General features: G+C 64.7%; 27 protein-coding genes and 1 tRNA gene. 13 read left to right on the top strand and 15 right to left on the bottom strand.

All coding sequences use genetic code 11. From position 1 onward, the window contains the following. Positions 1-183 precede the first annotated feature (183 nt). Positions 184-1,734 carry an ABC transporter substrate-binding protein gene (locus tag I6F12_RS25965; protein WP_035996790.1) on the bottom strand — a complete coding sequence of 517 codons (1,551 nt, stop codon included), beginning with the start codon at positions 1,732-1,734 and terminating at the stop codon, positions 184-186. A 301-nt stretch (positions 1,735-2,035) separates the two neighbouring features. Next, entirely contained in the window at positions 2,036-2,347 is a 312-nt protein-coding gene (locus I6F12_RS25960; protein ID WP_225140744.1) for a hypothetical protein, read from the bottom strand. A 181-nt stretch (positions 2,348-2,528) separates the two neighbouring features. On the opposite strand from I6F12_RS25960, the gene irr reads away from it, so the two are divergent. Further along, a complete protein-coding gene (irr, locus tag I6F12_RS25955) occupies positions 2,529-3,014 on the top strand; it encodes a Fur family transcriptional regulator Irr (protein WP_057028406.1) in 486 nt (161 codons plus the stop codon). 29 nt (positions 3,015-3,043) lie between these two features. Here the strand turns inward: irr and I6F12_RS25950 are convergent, their stop codons facing one another. After that, the gene (locus I6F12_RS25950) at positions 3,044-4,591 is read right to left on the bottom strand and encodes a winged helix-turn-helix domain-containing tetratricopeptide repeat protein (protein WP_225157528.1); all 1,548 of its coding nucleotides are present in this window, start codon (positions 4,589-4,591) and stop codon (positions 3,044-3,046) included. A gap of 133 nt (positions 4,592-4,724) precedes the next feature. Here I6F12_RS25950 and mddA point away from each other — a divergent pair, with 133 nt between their 5' ends. After that, entirely contained in the window at positions 4,725-5,513 is a 789-nt protein-coding gene (gene mddA, locus I6F12_RS25945; RefSeq protein ID WP_225157527.1) for a methanethiol S-methyltransferase, read from the top strand. Positions 5,514-5,601: 88 nt separating this feature from the next. Beyond that, positions 5,602-6,024, top strand: coding sequence for a GFA family protein (locus I6F12_RS25940; protein ID WP_036040263.1), 423 nt, complete (start codon positions 5,602-5,604; stop codon positions 6,022-6,024). An 80-nt stretch (positions 6,025-6,104) separates the two neighbouring features. Here the strand turns inward: I6F12_RS25940 and I6F12_RS25935 are convergent, their stop codons facing one another. Then, entirely contained in the window at positions 6,105-6,329 is a 225-nt protein-coding gene (locus tag I6F12_RS25935; protein WP_035996719.1) for a hypothetical protein, read from the bottom strand. A 234-nt stretch (positions 6,330-6,563) separates the two neighbouring features. Here I6F12_RS25935 and I6F12_RS25930 point away from each other — a divergent pair, with 234 nt between their 5' ends. After that, complete coding sequence (locus I6F12_RS25930; protein WP_035996722.1) at positions 6,564-6,848, top strand: hypothetical protein; 285 nt, start codon at positions 6,564-6,566, stop codon at positions 6,846-6,848. A gap of 135 nt (positions 6,849-6,983) precedes the next feature. On the opposite strand, the gene I6F12_RS25925 is transcribed toward I6F12_RS25930, so the two are convergent. From I6F12_RS25925 to I6F12_RS25910, 4 genes are all read right to left on the bottom strand, one after another. Next, a complete protein-coding gene (locus I6F12_RS25925) occupies positions 6,984-8,918 on the bottom strand; it encodes an ATP-binding protein (protein WP_035996724.1) in 1,935 nt (644 codons plus the stop codon). Then, positions 8,915-9,598, bottom strand: a complete 684-nt coding sequence (locus I6F12_RS25920) for a response regulator transcription factor (RefSeq protein ID WP_036020692.1) — start codon at positions 9,596-9,598, stop codon at positions 8,915-8,917. Before I6F12_RS25920 ends, I6F12_RS25925 begins: the two co-directional genes overlap by 4 nt. Before the next feature lie 159 nt (positions 9,599-9,757). After that, entirely contained in the window at positions 9,758-9,985 is a 228-nt protein-coding gene (locus I6F12_RS25915) for a hypothetical protein (RefSeq protein WP_036020661.1), read from the bottom strand. A gap of 137 nt (positions 9,986-10,122) precedes the next feature. Next, positions 10,123-10,989, bottom strand: a complete 867-nt coding sequence (locus I6F12_RS25910; protein ID WP_225157526.1) for an alpha/beta hydrolase — start codon at positions 10,987-10,989, stop codon at positions 10,123-10,125. Positions 10,990-11,131: 142 nt separating this feature from the next. Here I6F12_RS25910 and I6F12_RS25905 point away from each other — a divergent pair, with 142 nt between their 5' ends. Beyond that, positions 11,132-11,509, top strand: coding sequence for a VOC family protein (locus I6F12_RS25905; protein WP_225157525.1), 378 nt, complete (start codon positions 11,132-11,134; stop codon positions 11,507-11,509). 19 nt (positions 11,510-11,528) lie between these two features. Next, a complete protein-coding gene (locus tag I6F12_RS25900; protein ID WP_225157524.1) occupies positions 11,529-12,413 on the top strand; it encodes an arginase family protein in 885 nt (294 codons plus the stop codon). A gap of 96 nt (positions 12,414-12,509) precedes the next feature. On the opposite strand, the gene I6F12_RS25895 is transcribed toward I6F12_RS25900, so the two are convergent. After that, a tRNA-Leu gene (locus tag I6F12_RS25895) sits at positions 12,510-12,594 on the bottom strand. A gap of 157 nt (positions 12,595-12,751) precedes the next feature. Between I6F12_RS25895 and I6F12_RS25890 the strand changes: the two genes are divergently transcribed. Continuing rightward, on the top strand, positions 12,752-13,291 hold the full coding sequence (locus tag I6F12_RS25890) for a disulfide bond formation protein B (protein WP_109142230.1): 540 nt from the start codon (positions 12,752-12,754) through the stop codon (positions 13,289-13,291). A 3-nt stretch (positions 13,292-13,294) separates the two neighbouring features. Here the strand turns inward: I6F12_RS25890 and I6F12_RS25885 are convergent, their stop codons facing one another. After that, positions 13,295-14,380 (bottom strand): AbrB family transcriptional regulator, encoded by a 1,086-nt coding sequence (locus I6F12_RS25885; protein ID WP_036020673.1) that lies wholly within the window; start codon positions 14,378-14,380, stop codon positions 13,295-13,297. Positions 14,381-14,480: 100 nt separating this feature from the next. Then, positions 14,481-14,762, bottom strand: coding sequence for a PsiF family protein (locus I6F12_RS25880; RefSeq protein WP_036020676.1), 282 nt, complete (start codon positions 14,760-14,762; stop codon positions 14,481-14,483). A gap of 200 nt (positions 14,763-14,962) precedes the next feature. Here I6F12_RS25880 and I6F12_RS25875 point away from each other — a divergent pair, with 200 nt between their 5' ends. Next, complete coding sequence (locus I6F12_RS25875; RefSeq protein WP_225157523.1) at positions 14,963-15,445, top strand: hypothetical protein; 483 nt, start codon at positions 14,963-14,965, stop codon at positions 15,443-15,445. Positions 15,446-15,558: 113 nt separating this feature from the next. Here I6F12_RS25875 and I6F12_RS25870 read toward each other — a convergent pair whose 3' ends face one another. Continuing rightward, entirely contained in the window at positions 15,559-16,107 is a 549-nt protein-coding gene (locus I6F12_RS25870; protein ID WP_035996748.1) for a TetR/AcrR family transcriptional regulator, read from the bottom strand. Positions 16,108-16,214: 107 nt separating this feature from the next. On the opposite strand from I6F12_RS25870, the gene I6F12_RS25865 reads away from it, so the two are divergent. The 3 genes from I6F12_RS25865 (at position 16,215) to I6F12_RS25855 (ending at position 17,861) form a co-directional block, all read left to right on the top strand. Next, complete coding sequence (locus tag I6F12_RS25865; RefSeq protein WP_035996751.1) at positions 16,215-16,643, top strand: acyl-CoA thioesterase; 429 nt, start codon at positions 16,215-16,217, stop codon at positions 16,641-16,643. 3 nt (positions 16,644-16,646) lie between these two features. Next, positions 16,647-17,090 carry a PaaI family thioesterase gene (locus I6F12_RS25860; protein ID WP_036020678.1) on the top strand — a complete coding sequence of 148 codons (444 nt, stop codon included), beginning with the start codon at positions 16,647-16,649 and terminating at the stop codon, positions 17,088-17,090. Between the two features lie 111 nt (positions 17,091-17,201). Further along, positions 17,202-17,861: a DsbA family protein gene (locus tag I6F12_RS25855; RefSeq protein WP_035996797.1), complete on the top strand. Its 660-nt coding sequence runs from the start codon at positions 17,202-17,204 to the stop codon at positions 17,859-17,861. Between the two features lie 80 nt (positions 17,862-17,941). Here I6F12_RS25855 and I6F12_RS25850 read toward each other — a convergent pair whose 3' ends face one another. From I6F12_RS25850 to I6F12_RS25840, 3 genes are all read right to left on the bottom strand, one after another. Then, positions 17,942-18,148 (bottom strand): hypothetical protein, encoded by a 207-nt coding sequence (locus I6F12_RS25850; protein WP_035996755.1) that lies wholly within the window; start codon positions 18,146-18,148, stop codon positions 17,942-17,944. A gap of 81 nt (positions 18,149-18,229) precedes the next feature. Then, on the bottom strand, positions 18,230-19,300 hold the full coding sequence (locus I6F12_RS25845; protein ID WP_225128543.1) for a phospholipase: 1,071 nt from the start codon (positions 19,298-19,300) through the stop codon (positions 18,230-18,232). A 26-nt stretch (positions 19,301-19,326) separates the two neighbouring features. Beyond that, positions 19,327-20,298, bottom strand: a complete 972-nt coding sequence (locus I6F12_RS25840; protein WP_225113025.1) for a S1C family serine protease — start codon at positions 20,296-20,298, stop codon at positions 19,327-19,329. 263 nt (positions 20,299-20,561) lie between these two features. Here I6F12_RS25840 and I6F12_RS25835 point away from each other — a divergent pair, with 263 nt between their 5' ends. Further along, entirely contained in the window at positions 20,562-21,980 is a 1,419-nt protein-coding gene (locus I6F12_RS25835) for a M20 family metallopeptidase (RefSeq protein ID WP_225157522.1), read from the top strand. 259 nt (positions 21,981-22,239) lie between these two features. Next, positions 22,240-24,030, top strand: coding sequence for a peptide ABC transporter substrate-binding protein (locus I6F12_RS25830; protein WP_035996767.1), 1,791 nt, complete (start codon positions 22,240-22,242; stop codon positions 24,028-24,030). Positions 24,031-24,048: the final 18 nt, after the last annotated feature.

Genomic DNA, 24,048 nt, shown 5'->3' with positions numbered 1-24,048 from the left:
GTGATGTGACCTGGCGCCACGGAGACGGAATGACTCCCTCGCCCCGCTTGCGGGGAGAGGGTTGGGGTGAGGGGGATTCTCGGCGAGCGTATCAGCAGTTGGTCTCGTGGAGACTCCCCCTCACCCGAATGTGCGCTATGCGCACATTCGACCTCTCCCCGCAGGGGAGAGAGGTAAGAGGCTTCACTTGTCGAGCCATGCGTCCTTGAAGCCGTCATTGACCCCGATCCCCGTGGTGATCAGGTTCTTGACCTTGCAGCGCATGATGGTCGGAAATTGCAGCTCGAGCATCCAGGCCACCGGCACGTCCTCGACCAGGATCTTCTGCGCCTTCTCGTAGATCTCCTTGCGCTTGGAATCCGGCGTTGCAACCGCGCCCTCGGCGAACAGCTTGTCGATATCCGGGTTGGAGTAACCCTCGACGTTGTTGAACATCTGGCCCTTGGCGATGTTGCTGGAGATGTAGTTGCGTCCCACTCCGAGCGCGGGGTCGCCGTACTGGTAGAGATAGGTAAAGGCGATGTCGTAATCCCACTCGGCGATCTTCTGGTTGCCGCCGGCGACGTCGGTGGCGATCGTCTCGATGGTCATGCCGACGTCCTGGAGGTTCTGCTTGACGGCTTCGCCCCAGCGCTGCCAGGTCTCGCCATAGGCGAGCGGCAGCAGGCGGATCTTTTCGCCCTTGTAGCCGGCTTCCTTCAGCAGTGCCTTGGCCTTGGCCGGATCGTAGGGGTATTTCTTCACGTCATCGGTATAGAACTTGATGGTCGAGGCCGACGGGCCGGTGGCGACCTTGCCGAGCCCGTTCCAGATCACGTCCTTGGCGAAGTCGCGGTCGACCGCATACATGATCGCCTGCCGCACCCGCTTGTCGGCGAGCGGACCCTGGCGGTTGTTCAGCCACAGCCAGGCCAGCGGCGAGAAGAATTCCCAGCCGGCGCCGGTGACGCAGGTGTCCTTCAGCTTGGACAGCCGCGGCACGTCGAAATTCTCGACCGAGCCGCCGGGCAGCACGTCGACCTTGCCGGTCTCGTAAGCCACCGAGCGCGCGGCGGCGTCCGGGATGATCTGCCAGTAGATCTCGTCGAGATGGGGCTTGCCCTTTTCGTGGTAGTTCGGATTCTTGACCAGGCGGATGAACGAGCCCTTCTGCCATTCCTTGAACATGAATGGGCCGGTGCCGATGGGTGCGTTGTTGTAGGGGTTGGTCTTCCAGTCGGTGCCTGCATAGAGATGCTTCGGCACCATCGGCATCGAGCCGACCTCGAAGATGCCGAGGAACGGGCCGAACGGCTGCTTCAGCGTGAAGACCACCGTATGATCGTCCGGCGTCTCGACCTTGTCGACCTGCGCCAAATTGGTGCGGGCGCGCGCATGGGTCTGCTTCAGCATCTCGATCGAGAACAGCACGTCGGCGGCGGTGAAGGGTTTGCCGTCGTGCCAGGTCACGCCCTTCTTCAGCTTGAAGATGTAGGTCTTGGCGTCCTCGCTGACGCTCCAGCTCTCGGCGAGCTCCGGCAGGGGATCGAGCTTGGGGCTGTAGCGCAAGAGGCCTTCGAAGATGTTGCCCGAGACCATCTGGGTCGGGCCGTTCTGGACCTGTGCAAGCATCAGGCCGGGCGGCTCGGGCTGAATCACGGCATTGATCACACCCCCCGTCTTCGGCTCTTGCGCCAGCGCAGGGGCCGCAAGGCCGCAAGCCAGGAGGAGACCAAGCAACACTCGTTTTGGCATGTCGTAATCTTTCTCAAGCGAGACCAGCCGGAAACGCTTCGCACGCGCCCTCGCGCGCAAAGCGACGGTCGGTCCATCCCAGTCCCCATCCGCCATCGAGGCTCACACAGTCCCGTTCAGCGCGGCAAGATGAAAGTCGCGACAGTGCTCGCACAAAAAATGTACAGCTCGTCCTGTTTCTCCGCCTGTGCGACGGCACGGTAGATCGGCCAGCTCCGAGGGATCAGGCGGCCTTCAGAAGTGAAGAGAGCATGCAGGGGCAGTGCACAAGTCCGCGCCTGCGACCAAAAGCATCAGCCCGTCATTTTGCGCCGAGCGCGCGCCGCAATTCGTCGAGCGCCTCTGCAAGCTGCTCGCGGTGCGCGATGTCGTCCTTGGGCAGCGCGGCGACGCTGCCGGCGAGCTCCCGCAGGATGCCGGCCAGAAGGCCGAAGTTGATGTGCAGATGCACCGATTTGCGTTCATCGGCCGCACCAGGATGTTGCAGCACCAGCGCAATGCCGCTGCCGTCGAGCTTCGCCTCGAAGCGGGACGAATGCTCGAAGGTGCCGACATAGAATTTGTCGGGATATTCGAGTGCGACCTCTGCCTTGTCAGGAACCGGCTTGGACATGCGAACCTCATCTATGCCCGCGCATTCTGGCCGGGAATGAGCCGGCCCGCCTTGCGCCAGGTCAGAGGCGGTCGACGCCAAAATTTGATCCGGATCAAAGCCGGCCCGCCGCTTTTGCGATCGAATGGCAAGTAGCGGGACGCGGCTGCGCATCCCGTTTGCTTGAGCCGTGAGACGATGGATGGACATTCAGGCCACGACTATCCCTGCGGATGACGACGGCGGATCCGATGTCGCCGGTCTTGAGCCGTCGCCGGATGCGGGCGTGCAGCACTGCCTGCAATTGCTCGGCAATGCCGGCTTGCGCCCGACACGCCAGCGCGTGGCGCTGGGCCGATTGCTGTTCCTGGGCGGCCATCGTCACGTCACCGCAGAAAGTCTCTACGCAGAAGCGATGGCTGCGAACGCATACCTGTCGCTCGCCACCGTCTACAACACGCTGAACCAGTTCACCGAAGCGGGCCTCTTGCGCCGGATCGCGGCCGACGGCATCAAGTCGTTCTTCGACACCGACACGTCCCTGCATCCGCACTTCTATCTCGAAGGCGAGGACGTGCTGGTCGACGTGGCCGAGGGCCTCGCCTTCACCAAGATGCCCGAGGCGCTTCCCGGCCACGAGATCGCGCGGCTCGATGTCGTCGTCCATTTACGCCGGAAGCGAACCTAGCGCTTGCCCTGCAGGGAGGGTAAGACGCCTCACTGCAAGCCTGCGCGGCGGAATCCCTCCAGATAGTGTTCGCGATCTCGCTCACTGGCCCACGGCAGCTGCGTCGCGATCCAGTGCAGCGAGATGCCCGGCTGGGTGCGGCGGAGCTCTCCGAGTGCCATTTCCGCAAGCGTGCCATCGCCGGTCATGCCGGCGGAGACGGCGAGCACGCGGTATGCGCCGGTAAGATCGCCGCGGTGGCGGATCGCCTCGCGCGCCAGCGCGATGGCCTCGCCATAGTGCCGTTCGGTGAAGCGCGCATAGGCGGCGATACCGTGATAGATCGCCAATGACGGATCGCGCGGCGACAGCCGGATCGCCTTTTGCGCAGCCTCGAACGAGTCCTTCGACCGTCCGGCGTAGGACAGTGCCAGCGCGTAGTAGCCCTGCGCCAGCGAGAAGTTCGGATTGAGCGCGAGCGCCTGCTCGAACTCGGATAGCGCGTCGGTGAGCCTGCGGGTCGAGAAGCAGACGCTGCCGAGCGCGGCATGTGCCCAGGCATCCTCATGGTCGCAGCGCACCGCTTTGAGCGCGGCGGCTTCCGCGGACGGCGCAACCGCGGCCAGCTCGGTCCAGCCGAGATGCACGCCGAACATGTCGTTCACGGCCAACACCGACAGCGCCTGGCCGTAGTTCGGATCGATCGCGATCGCGCGCGCGAGCAGTTCCTTCGCGGCCGTCTGGTCCTGGCGGGTCACGCGCCAATAATGCGACAGCGCGCGCATCAAGAGGTCCCAGGCGTCGAGGCTCGCCGGCGGCTTCCGACGGTTGCGGAAATTCTCGGCGGCGTGGATCTGCGGCTCGATCGCGGCGGCGATCGCGTTGGTGATCTCGTCCTGCACGGCGAAGACGTCGACGAGCTCGCGGTCATAGCGCTCGGCCCAGAGATGACCGCCCGACACGGCGTCGTTGAGCTGCGCGGTGATGCGCACCCGGTTGTCCGTCTTGCGCACGCTGCCTTCGACGATGTAGCGGACGCCGAGCTCCTCGGCGATCTGCCTGATATGGACCGCGCGTCCCTTGTAGGTGAAGGAGGAGTTGCGGGCGATCACCATGAACCAGCGCTGCTTCGACAGCGCGGTGAGGATGTCCTCGCTGATCCCGTCGCCGAAATAGTCCTGCTCGGGATCCCCGCTCTTGTTCTCGAAGGCGAGCACCGCGACCGCCGGGCGGTCCGCCATGCGCGGGGGAGCGAGCCTGGCTTCGGTCCGCGCGGGCGATGCCGCCACCTCTTCCCGGACCTCGCCGACGAACCGAAAGCCCTTGCGCGGAATGGTCTTGATCAGGCGCTGGCTCGCGCCGTCGTCGCCGAGCGCCTTGCGCGCGGCGTTGATCCGGCTGTTGAGGGCGGAATCCGAGACGATGCGGTCGTTCCAGACCTGGCTCATCAGGTCATCCTTGCTGACCACACGCGCCCGTTGCGTGACCAGATAAAGCAGCAGATCGAACACCTGCGGCTGCAACGGGACGGGTTTTCCGTCGCAATTGAGCTCCCGGAGGTCGCCGTCCAGCACGTTGTTTTCAAAGCGAAATCGCACGTTCTCGTCGTCTCAAGCAAAAATCAAAGTCGTCTCAGGCGAAAATCAATCGTCCGCGAAAGCCGCGGGACGTCCGATCCGGCATGGTGCGAAGACCAAATCGTGTCGATGCCTCGGCACAACGGAGTGTTTCATGACCCAAATTGATCACCAGGTTCATTCTCTCGGCCCGGAGGTTACGGGCTCTCGTATTTTCAGGTTCATCGCCTTTCTGTACGGAATTGCGGCGTATCTCGTGTTTTTCGTCACCATTCTCTACGCGATCGGCTTCGTCATGGGGGTGATGGTGCCCAAGACCATCGATACCGGTGCCGAAGCGCCCGTCGTTCGCGCGGTCGTTATCAATCTGCTGCTGATGTCGCTGTTCGCAGTTCAACACAGCGTGATGGCACGCCGGCAATTCAAGGATTGGTGGACGCAGTTCGTCCCCAAGCCGGTCGAGCGAAGCACGTATGTGCTGTTCGCGAGCCTGTCATTGCTCCTGCTGTTCTGGCAGTGGCGTCCGCTACCCGCGGTCATATGGGAGGTCGAGAACCCCGATCTTGCCGTGACACTGGTCACATTGTCCTTCGCTGGCTGGGTGCTGGTGTTCACCTCGACCTTCATCATCAACCATTTCGAACTGTTCGGCCTGCATCAGGTGACGAATCATCTCGTCGGCAAGGAAATGCAGCCGCCGCGTTTCAAGACGCCGCTGCTCTACAAATTCGTCCGCCATCCGATCTATCTCGGTTTCATCATCGCGTTCTGGGCGGCGCCAGTCATGACCGCGGGTCATCTCTTGTTCGCGGCCGTGACCACGCTCTACATCTTCGTCGGCATCGCGCTGGAGGAGAGCGATCTCGTCGATCTCTTCGGCGACGAGTACCGGCAGTACAAGCAACGCGTCTCCATGCTTATTCCCTGGCGCCGGTCGGTATAGTCTAGGTCAAGCCCCGCGCATCCAATCGAAACGGCGCGCGGGGCGCCGACGCGCGATAACGATCCATCAGAAAAAGGGAGACGTCCAAATGAAACATGTCGGAAACTGCTTCTGCGGCGCGGTCACGGTCGAGGTCACGGGCGCGCCGGAGGCGATGGGCTATTGCCATTGCCGCTCCTGCCGCTCGTGGTCGGGCGGTCCGGTCAACGCCTTCAGCCTGTGGAAGCCGGAAGCCGTGCGCATCACCGAAGGCGCTCAGAATGTCGAGACCTTCGTCAAGACGCCGCTCAGCCAGCGCAAATATTGCAGGAAGTGCGGTGGCCATCTCATGACCAACCATCCGCCGCTCGGTCTGGTCGACGTTTTCGCCGCCACCATCCCCACCCTCGCGTTCACGCCCGGCGTCCACGTCAACTATGCCGAGACCGTGCTGCCGATGCGCGATGGCCTGCCCAAGCTGAAGGATTTTCCCGCCGAGTTCGGCGGAAGCGGCGAAATGATGCAGGAATAGCGGCGCGCCTTTGGCATTTTCTCGAGAGGGCGGCAGAGCGCTGCCCTCTCTGGCTTCTTCCAAGAGAGAAGGATGAACGACTAGCCTCCGCGCGATTCGACCACCTTGCGGCAGGAATCGGACAGCTTCGACTTGTTCTCGCGCAGGCAGGCATTCATCTGCGACGGCTTGCCGATATGCTCGGCGCAGAATTTGCTGGCGTCGCCGCGGCAGGCCATTTGCTCCTGCACAGATGGACCGGACTGTGCGGCAGCAGGCAGGGCGGCAGCTGCGAGCAGCAGCGCGGCAAGAACCGAAATCTTCATGGAGCACCTCTTTGGAATTCTCGTTGGTCCCGACCGGGATCAATCGGGCCGGACCATTCCGCAAAGGCCGGGCGCCGGTCCATGCCATGTTCATGGCAGCGGCCAGTCCTCCCGCCCGCGGTACCCCCATCTTCATGGCATGTATCCGCGCGCCGACTTTTGTCATTCAGGCTGCACCTCGGCTGCGAGACCCGGTGATTGCGTCGGGACGCCGAACGGAACCAGGAGAGCAAGATGTCGAAGAGAGCTGGAGCGCTGGGCGCAGGGCTGACGGTCATGGCGCTGGCGGGCGCGGCGATGGTGTCGCTGGGCACGAGCCCGGCGCAGGCCGTGGTCTATTGCAAGACCGTCGGCGTGCCGAAGGGCTGCGTGGTGCGGCCGACTGGCGCCGTGGTGGTGGGAGCGCCGGTCGCGCGGGCTGCCGTCGCGACCCCCGGTGTCGGCGCGCCCGGTGTCGGTGTGCGTGCCGGCACGCCGATGAATCGCGGCGGCCCGGTCAATCGCGTCGGCGTGCGCTGATATTTCCGCTTCATTGAATTGATGCATCGCTTCGGGCCAAGGGGCCTGCGGACGAACCCCCCGTCCTCCGCAGCCAATTTTACCCGGCCCGTCCCCTCTCTCCGTGCGCCCCACACGTTCGGGGAGGGGGCTCTTTCAGCCCGCGGCCATGTCGCTGTCGGGAAAACGTTGCGGCAATTTCAGCCGCACGCGCGTGCCGGAGGAATCAGACGTCAGGTCGAGCACCGCGCCGCAGCGGGCGGCGCGGCTTTTCATGTTGCGCAAGCCGCGCGCGGTCTGGCCGGCCCCCGCGGCCTCGCCATTGCCGGCCAGCGCAAAGCCGCCTCCGTCGTCAGTCACGCTGATCACGCCGTACGGCCCCTGGCCCGCGTCGAACGTGTCGATGGTCACCGCGATGCGGCGGGCCTGCGCGTGCTTGACCGCATTGGTCACGGCTTCGTCGAGGATGCGCACGATCTGGACGACGTGCCATGGCCTGAGCTCGGGATGCAGCGGCAGGCCCTGCGGCGTCGCCACGCGCCAGTCGAGCGTGATGTCGTGCGGCCGCAATTGGGCCGTGGCGCGCTCGCGCCAGGAGCCGAGCGCCAGCATCAGGTCGCCGCCGATGTCGTCCATGGAATCGATCACGAGACGGAGATCCTTCAGCGCCGCGCGGGCGGCGTCCGTGATGCTCGCGCTCGCGCTGCCGCGCTCGGACAGCGCGACGATGCTTACGAGCTGGCCGCCAAGGCCGTCGTGCAGGTCTCGCATCAGGCGCGTGCGCTCGTTGGCGAGCGCCGCCGCGCGGGCGCGCTCCTCCTCGCGGGCAAAGCTCGCCTTCAGCCGCTCCTCGGCCTCCCGCACCCGCGTCACCAACTGGCCGGCAAAGCTGTCGACCTGGTTCAAGGCGCGGGCAAAGCGCCAGGTCAGCCCGGCGCCGATCGCGACCAGCATCGCCGAATAGGACAGGCGCGAGACGAAGATGCGATCGTTGCTCACGATGTCGAGCACTGTGAGCATGTCCTGGACCCAGCAGACCAACACGATGGTCACCGCGCAGCCGATCGTGAAGCTCGCCGCGTCCTGCCGCCGCACCACCGCGGTTGCGGTGACGCAGGCCATCAGGAACAGGCAGAGCCCGACGGTGGGAATGCCGAGCACCAGGAACAGGATGCGCGGCAGCGGCGGGCCCCCGATCAGCCCGACCACGAACACGAGGACGCCGGGCACGAACAGCAGCGTGCCGTAGCGCGGCCAGCGCCAGCCGAAGAACAGCACGCCGAACACGACGATCAGCGCGCTCTCGATCGGTGCAGAGGCCAGCAGCACCGCGGCCAGGTGCGATACCGTGGCCGGCGGCACCGGCGGCGGCGCGAATGCCTGCACCACGCCGAGCACCATCGCCGTCGCCAGTACGCCATAGACCGGCTCGTGACGCCGCATCAGCCACATGATCGCGAGGATGACGGCAAGGATCGCCTGCCAGGCGGAAAAAACCACAGGCAGCGTGACGAACAGCAGCGTGCGTGTCTCATAGGCCGGGCGCAAGGCGGCATCCGGCCCGACATAGACGGTGTCGAGGAAGCCCTTGAGCGGGCCCCATACGAACAGCCGCACCGTGATCTCGTTTCCGCCCTCGCGCAGCAGCGACGCGGGGATGGCTGCGATCTGCGGCGTGTTGCGGTCGGGCCGGTTGGCGTTGGTGTCGCGTCGGGAGTCGAGCACGACGACGCCGTTGACGGCGACCTCCACCGCGTTGCTGAAGCGCGGCAGGAACACCGACCAGCCCGAGGCCGCATCGCCGCTCCGGAACGTGAAGGTGCCGGCGTAGATCGGCGGGTCGGCCAGCGAATAGCGCGACGAGGTGAAATGCGGCAGCGTCACCGGGCGCGTCAGACCGTCCTCCCGCGCCGAGAAATCGTCCACCGCGTAGTCGTCGGGATCGCTCGGCTGCAGCAACCGAATCCCCAGGATCGTGACGATCACGATCAGCGCCTGAAGCAGCAGATAGGGCACGAGGCGCGAGGCGATTAGCCGGCGCCGCGGGCGTGTCGGTGCCTTCGTAGGTGCTTTGGCCGCGATCTCGCTCACAGCTTGATCAGGCCCTGCTGCACCGCCTCGAACACCGCCTCGCTGCGCGTATGCACCTCGAGCTTGCGATAGATGTTCTTGATATGGCCGGGGACGGTCTGTTTGGACAGGCCGAGATGGCTCGCGATCTCGGCATAGCTGAAGCCTTTGGCGATGCCCCACAGAATATCGATCTCGCGCGGGGTGAGCCTTGCCGTATTGAGCGCGGGGCCGGGCGGCGGCTCCGCCGAATTCTGCGCGGCACCTTGCGTCCTGCGCACGATGAAGCGGGCGATCGAGGCCGAGATCGGCGAATGTCCCGCGACCAGATCGCGCACCGTGGTGGCGATGTCGGTGGGGAAGGCGTCCTTGAGCAGGTAGCCGGTGGCGCCGACCGTGATCGCGGAGATCACGCTTTCCTCGTCGCCGAGCGCGGAAATCACCATGATTTCGGTGTCGGGGAAGCGCTGCCGCATCTCGCGGATCAGCTCGACGCCGTGGCCGTCGGGCAGTCGGAGGTCGGTCAGCAGCACGCGCGGCGCCCCGGCGGCGAGGGCCTGCCGCGCCTCCGCAAGCGTACCGGCGCTGCGGACCTCGTAACCGGCCTTGGCCAGCGCATCCTGCAGCCGCCAGCAGGTCGGCGCATCGTCCTCGACGAGGAGGATGGTGATGGCTTCACCCGTCTCGCCTTGTTCGGTCATGATCATGGTCCCGCGATCCGCGTGTCCCCCGCGGCGCGAGGCAAGTCTAACCGCAGCCCGAAGACGGTGACACCCATAATCATGGGGGCGGGAAAGTCACGGGACTGCCATGTGCCGACCCAACGTTGCCGCGCGACGGAGTGCCGCCGCCAATCCAGCTTACGAAAGATCAACCCGCGGCGGCGGATATCGCCGCGCCAGGACCGATAGCGACAGCGGCCGTTCGTCTTCCGGTAGCTCCAAATAGGCCAGCACGAGCGGCCGCTTCCAATCGCCGACGCCGAAATCCATCGCCGTCCATTTCTGCGGCTCGGGCCCTTCGAGCCCCCGGACCCAGACGAAATAGCGGGGAAGGTCGTCCGTGTCCGTCGTGCGTCTCCTGGCCATCGAAGCGGTCCGCTGCGTCAAGATCGTTGCCGCACGATATAGGGAATATCTGGGGGAAGTCGAACGTCCCGGGACGATCGGGGAAGCTTGCCGCCCGCGCCGGTGCCGGTTGGCGACAAAAGCGCTGTCGTTGCCCGTTAAGGTTCGATCCGTTCGAGAAATGATCGCGTCAGCGCGACAACCTCATCGAGGTTGGTTTCGAGCAGCCAATGGCCGCCATCCAGGAAATGCAGTTCGGCATCCGGCAGGTCGCGGAGATAGGCCCGCCCTGACTCCTCAGGCATGTAATGGTCCTGCGGCCCCCACAGGATCAATGTTGGCGGCTTGTGCTGCTGAAGATATCGGCGGTGCTCGGGAAACCATTGGCGGTTCGCCTTGAGGCCAAACAGAACGTCTGCGGCGGCGTCTTTCCGCCGCTCGGTCATCAGCGACCAGTGCAATCGCCAAAGGTCCGGCGCGATGAGCCCAGCCAGATCCGCACGCACGTCATTCAGGAACTCGTCGCGGAAATTCTCTTCAGTGATAGCTTCCCTCATCGCCGCACGCATCTCCTGATCGGGCAGTGACCAGAACTTCTCGATGTCGGCGTATGCCGGGCCAAGCGCATCTTCGTAAGGTATGTCGCCGTTTTGAATGATCTGGGCCACCACCCTTTCAGGCCGCATGATCGCCAGCCTGGCTCCGATCGGTGAGCCGAAATCATGAAGGTAGATCACGAAGCGTTCGATCTTCAGCTGCTTCACGAACTGGTCGAGCCACGCGGCATAGCCGTCGAAGCTGTAATCGAAGTCATCAGGTATCCCGCTATAGCCGAACCCGGGATAGTCGGGAGCAATCAGCCGCCATTTATCGGCCAGTCGCGGCATCAGATTGCGGAATTCGTAGGATGAACAGGGATAGCCGTGCGGTAGCAGAACGACGGGCGCGCGTTCAGGACCGGCTTCTCGGTAGAAGGTATCCACGGATCCGATCCGGACCCTGCAATGTCTGACGCGTGTGTCCATGTCTTGCTTCCTTTGTAGATAAAGCAACTTCGGGGGCGGGGTTCCCGGCATCTGCTTCGTGGTGGGTAGAACCGCAGGCGGCTCTGCGGAACAACGACCGGAAGCTCACCGTTACGAAGCAACACCGGAACGGGAGGTCGTTGTGATCCATCATGTCTCCGTCGGTACGAATGATGTTCAGCGTGCGAAGCGCTTCTACGATGCGGTCTTGCCGGTCGTCGGGATGACGCCGATGGCCGAGGACGAGGGTGGACTGGGCTACGGAAGCGGGACGTTTCACTTCAGCGTTCAAGTTCCGATCGATGGAAAACCCGCGACCGTGGGTAACGGCAGTCATATCGCCTTTGCCGTCGAGAACCGCGCGATGGTCGATCGCTTCTACGCAGCAGCATTAGAGCATGGTGGCAGCGACGCTGGCGCTCCCGGGCTGCGGCCGAGTTACGACCTCAACTATTATGGGGCGTTTGTCCGCGATCCAGACGGTCACAAGATCGAGGCCGTGACCTACTCGGCACAATAGTCGCGAGCGGGAAGGCGCCATGCCGACCATGCCCTATGCAATTATCGAAGCGCCTTCGACGCTCGGCCTTGCGACCGACGGCGTGGAGCGCTTGCCCGAACAGCTGCTGAAGCTTCGACTTGCGGAGCGCATCGGCGCACGCCGCGCCGGGCGGCTGGTGGTGCCTTCGAAAGATCCGGTGCCGGATCCCGAGACCGGCATCTTGAACGCCGGCGCAATAGCGGCGTGGTCGCCCCAGCTCGCCGACGCGGTGGAAGCGGTGCTTGTCGCGGGCGAGTTTCCGCTGGTGCTGGGCGGCGATTGCACGATCTTGCTGGGCTCGATGCTCGCGCTTCGACGGCGCGGCCGCTACGGCCTGTTGTTCATCGACGGCCACGCCGATTTTTTCCAGCCCGAGGCGGAGCCCAATGGTGAGGGCGCCTCGATGGACCTTGCCTTCGTTTCCGGCTACGGCCCGTCCCTCCTGGCCGACATCGAAGGTCACGGTCCTCTGGTCCGCCCTGAAGACATTGTGGCGTTTGGATATCGCGATCACCAGGATCAGGCGGAATATGGAAGCCAGCCGCTTCCCGAAGAGCTCAAGGTGCTTGATCTTCCTGCTGTGCGGGCGCGGGGCATCGAGGCCGCTGCACGCGAAGCCGTCGATTACCTGATGCGAGCCGAGCTGGACGGCTTCTTCATCCATCTCGACGCCGATTGTCTCGACGATGCCATCATGCCGGCTGTCGATTTTCGCGTGCCGGGTGGGTTGTCGTGGGACGAGCTATCGACCGTGCTCCGGGTTGGCTTGGCGAGTGGCAAGGCGGTCGGCCTGGAGATCACCATTTACAATCCGGGCCTGGATGAAGACGGCAGCACCGGGCGTGGCCTGGCCGATGTGCTCGCAGCAACGCTCGGGTCGTAGCTCGAGTTTGCTGAACCAGTTCGACTTCGCCAAGAGGCTTCGCCGGACACGCTTCGCCCTTCGAGCCCCGCCACGCGAAGCCCGAAGGGCGAAGCGTGGTGCCCCTGGCCGGAATCGAACCAGCACTCCTTGCGGAACTCGATTTTGAGTCGAGCGCGTCTACCAGTTCCGCCACAGGGGCCCTCGGTCGGCCCCATAGGCGGCGTCGCGAAGCCGGCGGACTATAGCCATGGACGGGACGGGGTCAACCCGCGCCAAAGTGATCCCGGCCGTTCTCGACAGCCGCATGGGCCGGGGCTAGAGGCTTAGGGCGCGCGAGAGATACGAAAGAGGCTGCCGTGACCACCCAGAGTGCCGCCATACCTGCGTTCAAGCCGGGCGCCACGAGCCCCGCGCTGACCGCCGCGGCCTTGGTCACGCTGATCGGCGCAGCCACGATTGCGGGCGCCTGGTTCTTCCAGCTCGTCCTGGAGATCCTGCCCTGCCCATTGTGCCTGGAGCAGCGCTACGCCTATTACCTTGCGATACCGCTCGGTGTGCTGACGGCGCTGGCGGCGCGAAGCGGCGCGCCGCGGCCGCTGCTGCTGGCTGGGCTGGCGATCCTCACCCTGGCCACGCTCGCCAATGCCGGCCTCGGCGCCTACCATTCCGGGGTCGAATGGGGGTTCTGGAAGGGGCCGACCGATTGCTCCGGTCCGGTCGTCAACCTCGGCAGCGCCGCCGATCTCTTGTCGAAGCTCGACACCGTGAAGGTGGTGCGCTGCGACGAGGTGCAATGGCGCTTCCTCGGCCTGTCGCTCGCCGGCTACAACGTGCTGATCTCCCTCGTGATGGCCGCGATCGCCGCGTGGGGATTCGTGCGGACCGCGAAGCGCTAAAGCTCAATCATCCACGTCGTCCTGCGTGCGCCCGAACAGGTGCACGATGCCCGGCGTTGCGATCGTCACGAAGACGAAACGCGACAGGTGGTGGGCGCCGACGAAGATCGGGTCGATGTGCAGCGTCAAGGCCAGCGCCAGCATCGCGTCCATCGCGCCCGGCGCGAAGGCGACGACGACGTCGGAGAATTTCACCGGGGTGGTCAGCGCCACGATGCCAACGAAGATGGCGGAGACGGCGATGGCCACGGCAAACGAGCCCAGCGCAGCGCGGAGGTGGCCGGCGAGCGTCTTGATCCGCATCCGCGCGAAACGGCTGCCGATCAGTGCGCCGATCCCGATCAGCGCAACGCCACGCACCCAGTCCGGCAGGCCGCCCTCGACCCATCCGGCACCATGCAGCACGCTGGAGGCGATCATCGCGCCGAACATCCAGCTCGCGGGAAACCTGATCAGCCGCAACACGAGCGCTGCGGCCAGCGACGCGGCGGCTAGCTCGAGCAGGTCGAGCGGCGAGGCGATGGTCGTCGTCAACGACGGTGCAGCGGAGGGCGTGACGCCTGCAATCGCCAGCACCATCGGCAGCGCGGCGGTCAGGATCATGACGCGCATGGTCTGCACCACCGCAATGCCCGGCAGGTCGGCGCCGCGCTCGACCGCCAGGATCGTGATCTGCGACAGCGCGCCGGGACTGCCGGCCAGGAAAGCGGAGGTGCGGTCCCAGCCATGCATGCGCTGGAGGTAATAGCTCGACCCGAACGTGGAGCAGAACGTGGCGAGCGCAAGCAGGCCGATGGTGACGGGGTAGGCGCTGACCTGCTGAAGCAAATGGCGCGAGACGACCGAGCCCAGCGAGATGCCGAGCAGCACCAGCACGGTCTGGGTCAAAATCGGCGGCAAGGTCAGCTGGCGGCCGGCGATCGCGGCGATCCCGACCGCGATCATCGAGCCGGAGATCAGCCCGCCGGGAAGGCCGGCGAGCAGAAACACAAGGCCGCCGGCGGTGCCGATGACGAGCGTCTCCACCGTGCTCAGGATCGTGGCACGGCTCGGCCATTCGAACGACAGGGAGGCGGTGATGTGCTTCACGCCACCTTATCGCAAATCAGCGCGAGGCGCACAATTGCAGGCTCATCATGCCGCAATGCGCGAGGCCTTCCGCGGAGGCTCGGAAGGAATCGTGACGGGCTTATTTCTTGTCGGCTGCGGGAGCGGCGACTGCGCTGCCGGCCTTCGCCTCCTTTTTGCATTCGCGACGGAATTTCTTGCGCTCCTTCCCCTTCAATCCCTTGGCGTCCGCCTGCCTGGAGCATTCCAGCGATTCCGCCGATCGCTCCTTCGTTGCCTTCTTGTCGTCGACGGTGGCGGCAGTGTCGGTCTTGGCGGCCGGCGCGGCGGTCTGCGCGAAAGCGGTGCCGGTGACGAGCAGGGAGGCGAGAGCAACGGCGGCGAGGCGGGACGTGAAGGTCATGTGGTGCACTCTGCTTGCGAGAATTGCGAAGGGCTGGAACGTTGGCTCGCGTTGCTGAACGCGACATGAATGAGTTGAGCGGCAGGATCACTATATTTTGCCGGCGCAACCCATCGCATCCTTGTCGCAAGCGGCCGGCACGCTAGGATAGCAATCCTCAATTCACTTCCGTCGGGGAAGATCAAGCAGGAGACCCAGGGATGACCATTCAGACGAAATTGTTGTATGCGATCGCAGCGTCCGGTGTCGCGGGATTGCTGACGAGCGCGCCGGCACAGGCACTGACAGCGCAGGAGTGCAGCGCGAAGTACCAGGCCGCCAAGAAGGACGGCTCGCTCGGCACCATGAAGTGGAATGACTTCCGCAAGGCCCAATGCGGTGCCGATGCGACGCCCGCCGCTGCGCCGACAGCGGCTGCGCCCACAGCTCCCGCGGAGCCGAAGCAGGCCAAGAAGGAAGAGGCACCCGCCGCCGCGCCGGCCCTGCCGGCCGGTCCTGCGGTCTACCCAAACGCGGTCGATCCGAAATATGCCAAGGAGACGCCCGGCAAGGCGCGCCTGCACACCTGCGTCGACCAGTACAATGCCAACAAGACCACCAACGGCAACGGCGGCTTGAAATGGATTCAAAAAGGCGGCGGCTATTACAGCGAATGCACCAAGAAGCTGAAGGGCGCCGCCTGAGCTTCGCATTGCTGCGAAGGCCGGAGCGACGCTCCGGCCGATTCGCCTGAAGTGTCGCGCATGATCTTGTCAGAACACCTGCGCTCACCCGGCCCTTGGGGTCCGGATCATGCTCAGTCGAGCAGCTTCTCGGCAGATTTCGCCACGAGCTGCGACCGCTTGCGCGGACCGCTCTCGACGAACAACAGGCTCTGGCCGAAGATGAAGCAGTAGAACAGAAAGGCCTGCGCGTCGGCCTCCTCGGCCGCAAGGCCGGTTGCGCGATAGAGGTCGCCGACGTGCCTGAGCCGCGCCGCGTCGACGCTCGCCACCGCCGCCGCGGCGTTGTCCTCCGATCGGGCCCATTGCCGGATCGCGAGCTCGATCGCCATCCCTTCTGGATTGAGCCGCTCGGAATAAAGCTGGATCACCGCCTTCAGCCGCTCGCGGGGCGCTTGTCCGTCGAGGCTCGTCTGCTGCGCGATCGCGGCGATGCGGCCCTTGCGCCAGGCTTCGAGCATGGCCTCGAGCAGTGCGGCGCGGTCGGCGAAGCGCCGGTAGAAGCCGCCCTTGGTGACGCCGAGATTCTTGGCGAGCACCTCGACCCGCACGCCCTCCACCCCCGCGCGGGCGAGCTCGGCAAACCCAGCCTCGACCCAGACGTCGCCCTTGCCGTCGCTCATGAAGAAAGCCTCACCCGGTCTTGATACGGTGCCGTATTGCTAACGTGACACGGGTTTGATACGCTACCGTATCAACGAGCAAGGACGAAATTGCGGGAGGAAATGCGATGGAGCAGGAGGCGACCTATCGCGGCACGGTCTATCCGTGGCAATGCGACCATGTCGGGCACATGAATATCATGTGGTATGTCGGCAAGTTCGACGAGGCCAATTGGAATCTGTTCGCTCGTCTCGGCCTGACGCCGAGCTATTTGCGCATCTCCGGCCGCGGCATGGCCGCGGTGCAGCAGAACATCGCCTACAAGCGCGAGCTGCTCGCCGGCGACATCGTCGAGATCCGCAGCCATCTGCTCGAGATCAGGGACAAGTCGATCCGCTTCCGGCACGACATGACGAATGCGGAGACCGGCGAGCTCGCGGCGACGTGCGAGATCACCGGCGTGCACATGGACCGTCAGCTCCGCAAGTCCGCCCCGTTCGCCGATTGCATTCGCGAAGCTGCCTTGAAGCATCTTGCCGAACCAGCCGAGGTGTGAGCCATGACTGCCTTCGAGCCGAAAAACCCGGGCTATCGCGCGGCGGCCATCGCGATGTTCGATGCCCAACCGGCCATGCGCACGCTCGGTATCGTGATCGTCCGGCTCGCGCCGGGCGAGGTCGAGCTGGCGATGCTGCATGCGCCGGCCCTCACGCAGCAGAATGGTTTCATCCATGCCGGCATCATCACGGCCGGGCTCGACAACGCCTGCGGCGTTGCGGCCTTCAGCTTGATGCCGGCGGAGGCCGGTATCCTCACCGTCGAATTCAAGACCACGCTGCTCGCGCCCGCCCGTGGCGAGCGTTTCGTCTTCAAGGCCGAAGTGGTCAAGCCCGGCCGCACGCTGACCTTCTGCGAGGCAAAGGCCTACGCCGAGCATGACGGCAAGACCACGCTGATCGCCATGATGAGCGGGACCTTGATGGCGATGCTGCCGGCAGCTTAGTCGAGCCGGACGCGATTCGCGTGGCAATCGCGCCCGCGGCATTCTATATGACCCGTAACAATGACCGGTGCGCGGGCGTATATCCGCAAGACGGGACCGGAACGGGACGATATGACTGGATTTGGGAATAATGGCCTTGGGCCGAGCCGGCGCGCAGCCTTGACGCTGATCGGAGCGGGCGCTCTCGCCGTGGGTGGGATCGTTTCGGCGCGCGCCGCCACCGGCGATGACGAGGTGCTGACCGAAGCCAAGGTGCTGCGCGATCCCGACACGCCGGTCGCAGGCAATCCCGACGGCAACATCACCATCGTCGAATGGTCCGACTACAATTGTCCCTATTGCCGCAAGCTCGAGCCCGAGCTGCGCCAGGTGGTCCAGGACGACGGCAAGGTGCGGCTGGTCATGAAGGACTGGCCGATCCTCGGGCCGGTTTCGGTCACCGCGGCGCGGAGCGCGCTGGCGGCCAAGTTCCAGGGCAAGTATCACCAGGCCCATGACGCCCTGATCGGCGTCAGCTCGCGCCTGACCGAGCCGCGCATCAACGAGCTGCTCGCGGCTGCCGGGGTCGACATGGATCGCTTGAAGCGCGATCTCACCGGCCACGCCAAGGACATCGACGCCATCCTCAAGCGCAACAACGAGCAGGCTGAAGCTTTCGGCTTCCAGGGCACCCCGTCCTTCATCGTCGGCAAGTATCGCGTGCCCGGCGTGCTCAGCATGACCGAGTTCGAGCAGGTCATCGCCGACGCTCGCAAGGCCAAGATGAACTGAGCCGGCGATATTTCAGGACGCAATACAAAGGCGCCGTCGCGGGTCTGCGACGGCGCCTCGTTCATGTCGATCGGACGAAATTACTTCGACGAGATCCGGACCCAGTCCTTGTGCGCGCGATCGCGCAGCGCATCCCAATCGGCCTTGGCGACGTCCCAGTTCACGATCGTTCGGTTGGTGGTCGCGATGTCGCCTTTGGCGACTGACGACGTCTGCATGGAATCATAGACGTAGACGCCGCCCGCAAGCAGCAACGCGCCCAGGATCATTCCGAAAAAAGTCTGCATGGCGAACCTCCGGTGACGGGCGATAACGTCGGCCCGGAGTGATGGTTCCGCGACTATGCGGCGCATCCAAGGTGAGGTTGTTCATTCTCCATTCAGCCACTCCATCAGCTCCGCATTGATCTCGCGCGGATAGGTGTGGCTGAGGTCGTCGATCTCTCGATAGGTGACTTGGGCACCGGCGGCGGACAGCGCCGCCTGCGTCTGCCGTGCGGTCTGCACCGGAAACATCCAGTCGAGCTTGCCGTGAGTGATGAAGACCGGCAAGCCTTGCAGGCGCGTTGCGTCGGCCATCTCCGCCATCAGCGGATGGAAGGTCGCCGCAACCGGGGCGAGATGCGTGAAGGGCGAGGCGCCGTCGAGGCCGGTGACGTAGCAGAAGGTGCCGCCGTCGCTCATGCCGGTCAGCAGCATGCGCGAGGGGTCGATGCGCCAGCGGCCGCGTACAGTATCGATGATGCGCATGAGGTTCGGTGTGTCGGTGTCGTCGCCCATCAGCGCCCAGGTCGGGCCGGTCGCGGTCGGCGCCACCAGGATCGACCCGAGAGTGCGGGCGTCGCGGAGCCAGCTCCACAGAAAGCCGCGTCCGTTGCCGCTGCCGCCATGCAGCGCCATCACCAGCGGCATGGCACGCTCGGGCGCATAATATTCGGGGACATAGACCGAGAAGCCGCCGCGGCTGCCAGGCTCGTTGTGGTCGTGGAAGATGCCGGTATCTTCGCTCGCGCTGGCTTGGAGCCGCGACAACAAATCCGCATTGTCGCGATTGGCGGCGTTGAGGAAGAAGCCGCTCACGGGCGGAAATTGCGCCGCCAGCGGATAGAGCGCCTCCTGCGCGCGCGGGACATGGCGCAGCGCGCGGAACACCGCGACGAGATCGCCATGGCCACGTTCGACCTCACGAATGCCGGCAAAGGCAGCGAGCGTCTCGCCGCAGGCGCGATCGAGCCGCTCGCGCAAGCCTCCGAACTGCTCCGGCCAATCCCCGATTGCTGCGTGCGCCGTCTGCAGCGCCTCGTCCGGCGTGCCGATCGCATCCATCACCGAGGCGAAGGCCGGTGGATGCAGATGCCGCTGGAAGAAGCCGAGCGCTTCCAGCGCATTGAGCAGCGGCGGCAGCACGGCCACGATGTCGTCCACCACGGCCTCGGTCATCGCCCGCTTCCTCAAAGCCTTTTGGATCAGTGCAGCTTCGGCGCCTTCAGGAGCTTGAAGCGATCGGTCGACGTCACGGTGACGTCGAAGGTGACGCCTTCGTGATGAACGGTGAGCGGCACGTCGACGCCGGCGGCGCCGAGCGCCCACATCTTCTTGTAGAAGGCGGTCTGGCTCGTCACCCTGTCACCGTTCACGGCGAGAATGACGTCGCCGGTCTTGAGCTCGGCGCGGGCGGCCGGGCCATTGGCGGAGATCCCGATCACCACCACGCGGTTGTCGATCTCGGTCGAGTAGAGTCCGAGCCAGGGTCGTGCCGGCTTGTTGACACGGCCGAACTTGCGCAAGTCCTCCAGGACCGGCTTCAGGAGGTCGATCGGCACGATCATGTTGACGTGCTCGGCCTCGCCGTCACGTTCGCGATCGAGCTGGAGCGAGCCGATGCCGATCAGCTCGCCGCGTTCGTTGAGCAGCGCCGTACCGCCCCAGTTCGGATGCGCGGGAGCGGTGAAGATGGCCTCGTCCAGCAGATATTCCCAGTAACCGGCGAATTCCTGCTTGGCCACGACCTGGCTCGCGACCGAACGCGTGCGTCCGCCGGCGCCGCCGACCACGACGCGGTCGCCGATCCGTGTCGCCGCCGACGAGCCGAGCGGCAGCGGCGCAATGTCGAGCTGGCCGAGCGCCTGCACCAGCCCGAACCCGGTCTCGGAATCGAAGCCGAGCGCATGGCCCTCCACCACTCGTCCGTCGGCGCGGTGCAGCCAGACCGACTCTGCCTCGGTGATGAGATAACCTATCGTGAGCACCAGGCCGTCATCGATCACGACGCCGTTGCCGGCGCGTTCGGTGCCCAGCGTCTCGGCACTGAAGGCGTCCGGAGGGATGATGGCGTGCAGGCCGACGACGGAGCCGAGCGCGCGGTCGAGATCGAAACCATAGTCGCTCGCCCGCGGCTGGTTCGCCGGCGGCACTCTCCATTCGGTCAGAGCGCTCATGGAGTTCTCCTGGCTGAGAGCATCGCTCCGGCAGGCTGGCGGAGCGACGCGCGAAGCACGCCTAATTTAGGCCGGAGCAGGCCGTCTTGAAAGCCTCGTTCCCAACTATTCGGGAGAACGCCGCGTGAAATCTTGGAAAGGCCCGGAAACACATCGTCATCTGATCCGGCGCATGGCTGCTGTCCGGCGCAGTGCTAGGCGCCGTGCAGTGAAGCTGCTAACCATTGCCGCCTCGTTTGACCAAGGGATCACGGACGACAAGCATGGACAACCGCAGCGACATCTGGCGTGGCATCGACACGATCAAGGCACGCTTCATCGACCTCAGCGACAGGGTCTGGGGCATGCCTGAGGTCTGCTACACCGAGGCGCGGTCCGCCGCCGAGCATCTCGCCGAGCTCCGTCATCAGGGCTTCCGCATCACCGAGAACGTCGCCGGCATCCCGACTGCGCTGATCGGCGAGTGGGGCGAGGGCGGTCCGGTCATTGCCTTCATGGGCGAGTACGATGCGCTGCCGGGCCTCAGCCAGGAGGCGGGTGTCGCCGAGCATCGCCCGATCGAGACCGGCGGCCATGGCCATGGCTGCGGTCACAACCTGCTCGGTTCCGCAGCGCTGCTCGCCGCGACCGCGGTGAAGGACTGGCTGGCCGAGAACAAGGTGCCCGGCCGCGTGCGCTATTACGGCTGTCCGGCGGAGGAAGGCGGCGCGGCCAAGGCCTTCATGGTGCGCTCCGGCGCGTTCGAGGACGCCGACATCGCCATCACCTGGCACCCGCACAGCTTCTGGGAGGTGGCGGTAACGCCCTCGCTTGCGAATACGCGCGCGGATTTCATCTTCACCGGCCGCACTTCGCATGCGGCGGCCTCGCCGCATCTTGGCCGTTCGGCGCTCGATGCGGTGGAATTGATGAATGTCGGCGTGAACTACATGCGCGAGCACATGCCGAGCGACGCGCGCGTGCACTATGCCCTGCTCGACACCGGCGGCATCGCGCCGAACGTGGTGCAGGCCCATGCCCGCGTGCGCTATTCGATCCGCGCGCGCGATCTGGCCGGCATGAACGAGTTGGTCGAGCGTGTGTCCAAGATCGCGCAAGGCGCGGCGTTGATGACCGAGACCAAGGTCGAGATGAAGATCATCTCCGCGGTCTCCAATATCCTGCCCAACACGCCGCTGGAGCAGGCGCTGCATCAGGTCATGGAAGAGCTCGGACCGCCGCATTTCGACGATGCGGACAAGAGCTTTGCCGGCCAGATCCGTGCGACCTTGAGCGACAAGGATATCGCCTCGGTCTATTACGCGATCGGCATGGAGCCGACCGATCGGCCGCTGGCCGACTTCCTGGTGCCGCTCGATGCCAAGCGCAATCCGCTGGTCGGCTCCACCGATGTCGGCGACGTGAGCTGGGTGGTGCCGACCGTGCAGGTGCACGCACCGACGGTTGCAATCGGCACGCCCTTCCACACCTGGCAGGTGGTGGCGCAGGGCAAGAGCCCGCACGCGCACAAGGCCATGGTGCAGGCCGCCAAGGCGATGGCAGGTCTCGGCATCAAGGCGTTGACGGAACCGGAGCTGATCAAGGTTGCCAAGGCGGATCTCCAGAAGCGGACGGCCCGCACTCCTTACGTCTGTCCGTTGCCAGATCACGTCGCGCCGCCGCTCGACATGTCCGTGGCGTAGGAATTCGCCTCGATACTTCGTCTGATCCAGCGAACAAATTTTCCGCAGTGCAGCGCGCAATCCAGCAGATTTTGATGCTGGATTGCCGAACGGATGGGCTGCGGAGCGCAATTTTGCCCAACGGACAGCCAATAGACCGTTTGCATACACACGGTCCCAGTTGACGTGCACCCCATTCGGTGTGCCATCTACCGCCAGCCAAACCCGGCGGTCGCGAGCGGCCGCCTGCATCCATGTCGGAACCAGACGGGGGACAACCATGCTGGACAAAGAGCTGCGTTCGATGATCGGTCAGGTGAAGGACGGGCGGATGGACCGCCGCGCCTTCGTCAAGCGCCTCGCCGCGGTCGGTCTCACCGCTCCCCTCGCCAACCAGCTCCTCGCGCTTGGCGGCGTTGCCATGGCGCAGAGCCCCGCGGTCTACAAGCCGACCAAGCGCGGGGGCGGCGGCCCTCTCAAGGTGCTGTGGTGGCAGGGGCCGACGCTGCTCAATCCTCATTTCGCCACCGGCACCAAGGACCAGGACGGATCGCGGCTTTTCTACGAACCGCTCGCCAGCTGGGACGCCGACGGCAATCTCAACCCGATCCTCGCGGCAGAGATTCCCTCGCTTGCAAACGGCGGTCTCGCCGCCGATGCCAAATCGGTGGTCTGGAAAATCAAGCCGGGAGTCAAATGGCACGATGGCAAGCCGCTGACTGCCGACGACTTCGTGTTCACCTGGCAATACGCCAGCGATCCCGCCACGGCTGCCGTCAGCATCAGCACCTATGGTGACATCACGGTCGAGAAGGTCAGCGATCTTTCGATTCGCATCCTGTTCAAGACCCCGACGCCGTTCTGGGCCAACGCGTTCGTCGGCGCTTATGGATGCGTTCTCCCCAAGCATCTGTTTGCCGACTACAAAGGCTCGAAGTCCCGCGAGGCGCCGAACAATCTTGCCCCGGTGGGCACCGGTCCCTACAAGTTCGTCGAGTTCAAGCCGGGCGATGTGGTCCGCGGCGAGCTCAATCCCGACTATCACATGCCCAACCGTCCGCATTTCGACACGATCGAGATGAAGGGCGGCGGCGATGCCGTCTCGGCGGCGCGCGCGGTGATCCAGACCGGCGAATTCGATTTCGCCTGGAACATGCAGGTCGAAGACGACGTGCTGCTGCGTCTGGAGAAGGGCGGCAAGGGCAAGACCGTCTATGCCACCGGCGGCGACATCGAGTTCATCGCGATCAACTTCACCGATCCGAACACTGAGATCGACGGCGAACGGTCCTCGATGAAGACCAAGCACCCGATCTTCTCCGATCCGAACGTGCGCAAGGCGCTCGCCCTGCTCGTCGACCGCGACTCCGTCAAGAAGGCGATCTATGGTCGGGCCGGCCGCACCACGGCCAACTACCTCAACGGCCCCGAGAAGTTCGTCTCCAAGAACACCTCGTGGGAGTTCAACATCGAGAAGGCGTCGAAGATGCTCGATGACGCCGGCTGGAAGGTCGGCGCCGACGGCATCCGCGAGAAGGACGGCAAGAAATTCAAGCTTCTGTACCAGACCTCGACCAACGGTCCGCGCCAGAAGACCCAGGCCATCGTCAAGCAGGCCTGTCAGAAGGCCGGCATCGACGTGGAGCTGAAATCGGTCGTCGCCTCGGTCTTCTTCTCGTCTGACGTCGCCAACCCGGACACCTATCCGAAGTTCTATGCCGACATCGAGGAGTTCCAGATCCCGATGACGCAGCCCGATCCGGCCCTGCACATGCGGCGCTACATCTCCGCCAATGTGGCCACCAAGGAGAACAAATGGCAGGGGCAGAACTTCCCGCGCTACGTCAACAAGGAGTATGATGACGCCATTGCTGCGGCTGAGACCGAGACCGATCCAGTCAAGCGCGCCGCGCTCTACATCAAGTGCAACGACCTGTTGTGGCAGGACACCGTGTTCATTCCGGTGATGCATCGCCTGCTGGTGGATGCCTGCTCCAACACGTTGCGGCCGGCGCTCTCGGGCTGGGCCAATCGGACCGATAACCTTCAGGACTGGTACCGGGAGGCATGAGCGCAGGCTAGACGGGAT

Origin of the sequence: Bradyrhizobium sp. IC4059, assembly GCF_020193615.1 — a bacterium.
GTDB lineage: Bacteria > Pseudomonadota > Alphaproteobacteria > Rhizobiales > Xanthobacteraceae > Bradyrhizobium > Bradyrhizobium yuanmingense.
The sequence above is the reverse complement of the archived record's forward strand: the minus strand, read 5'-3'. Positions and strand labels throughout refer to the sequence as shown.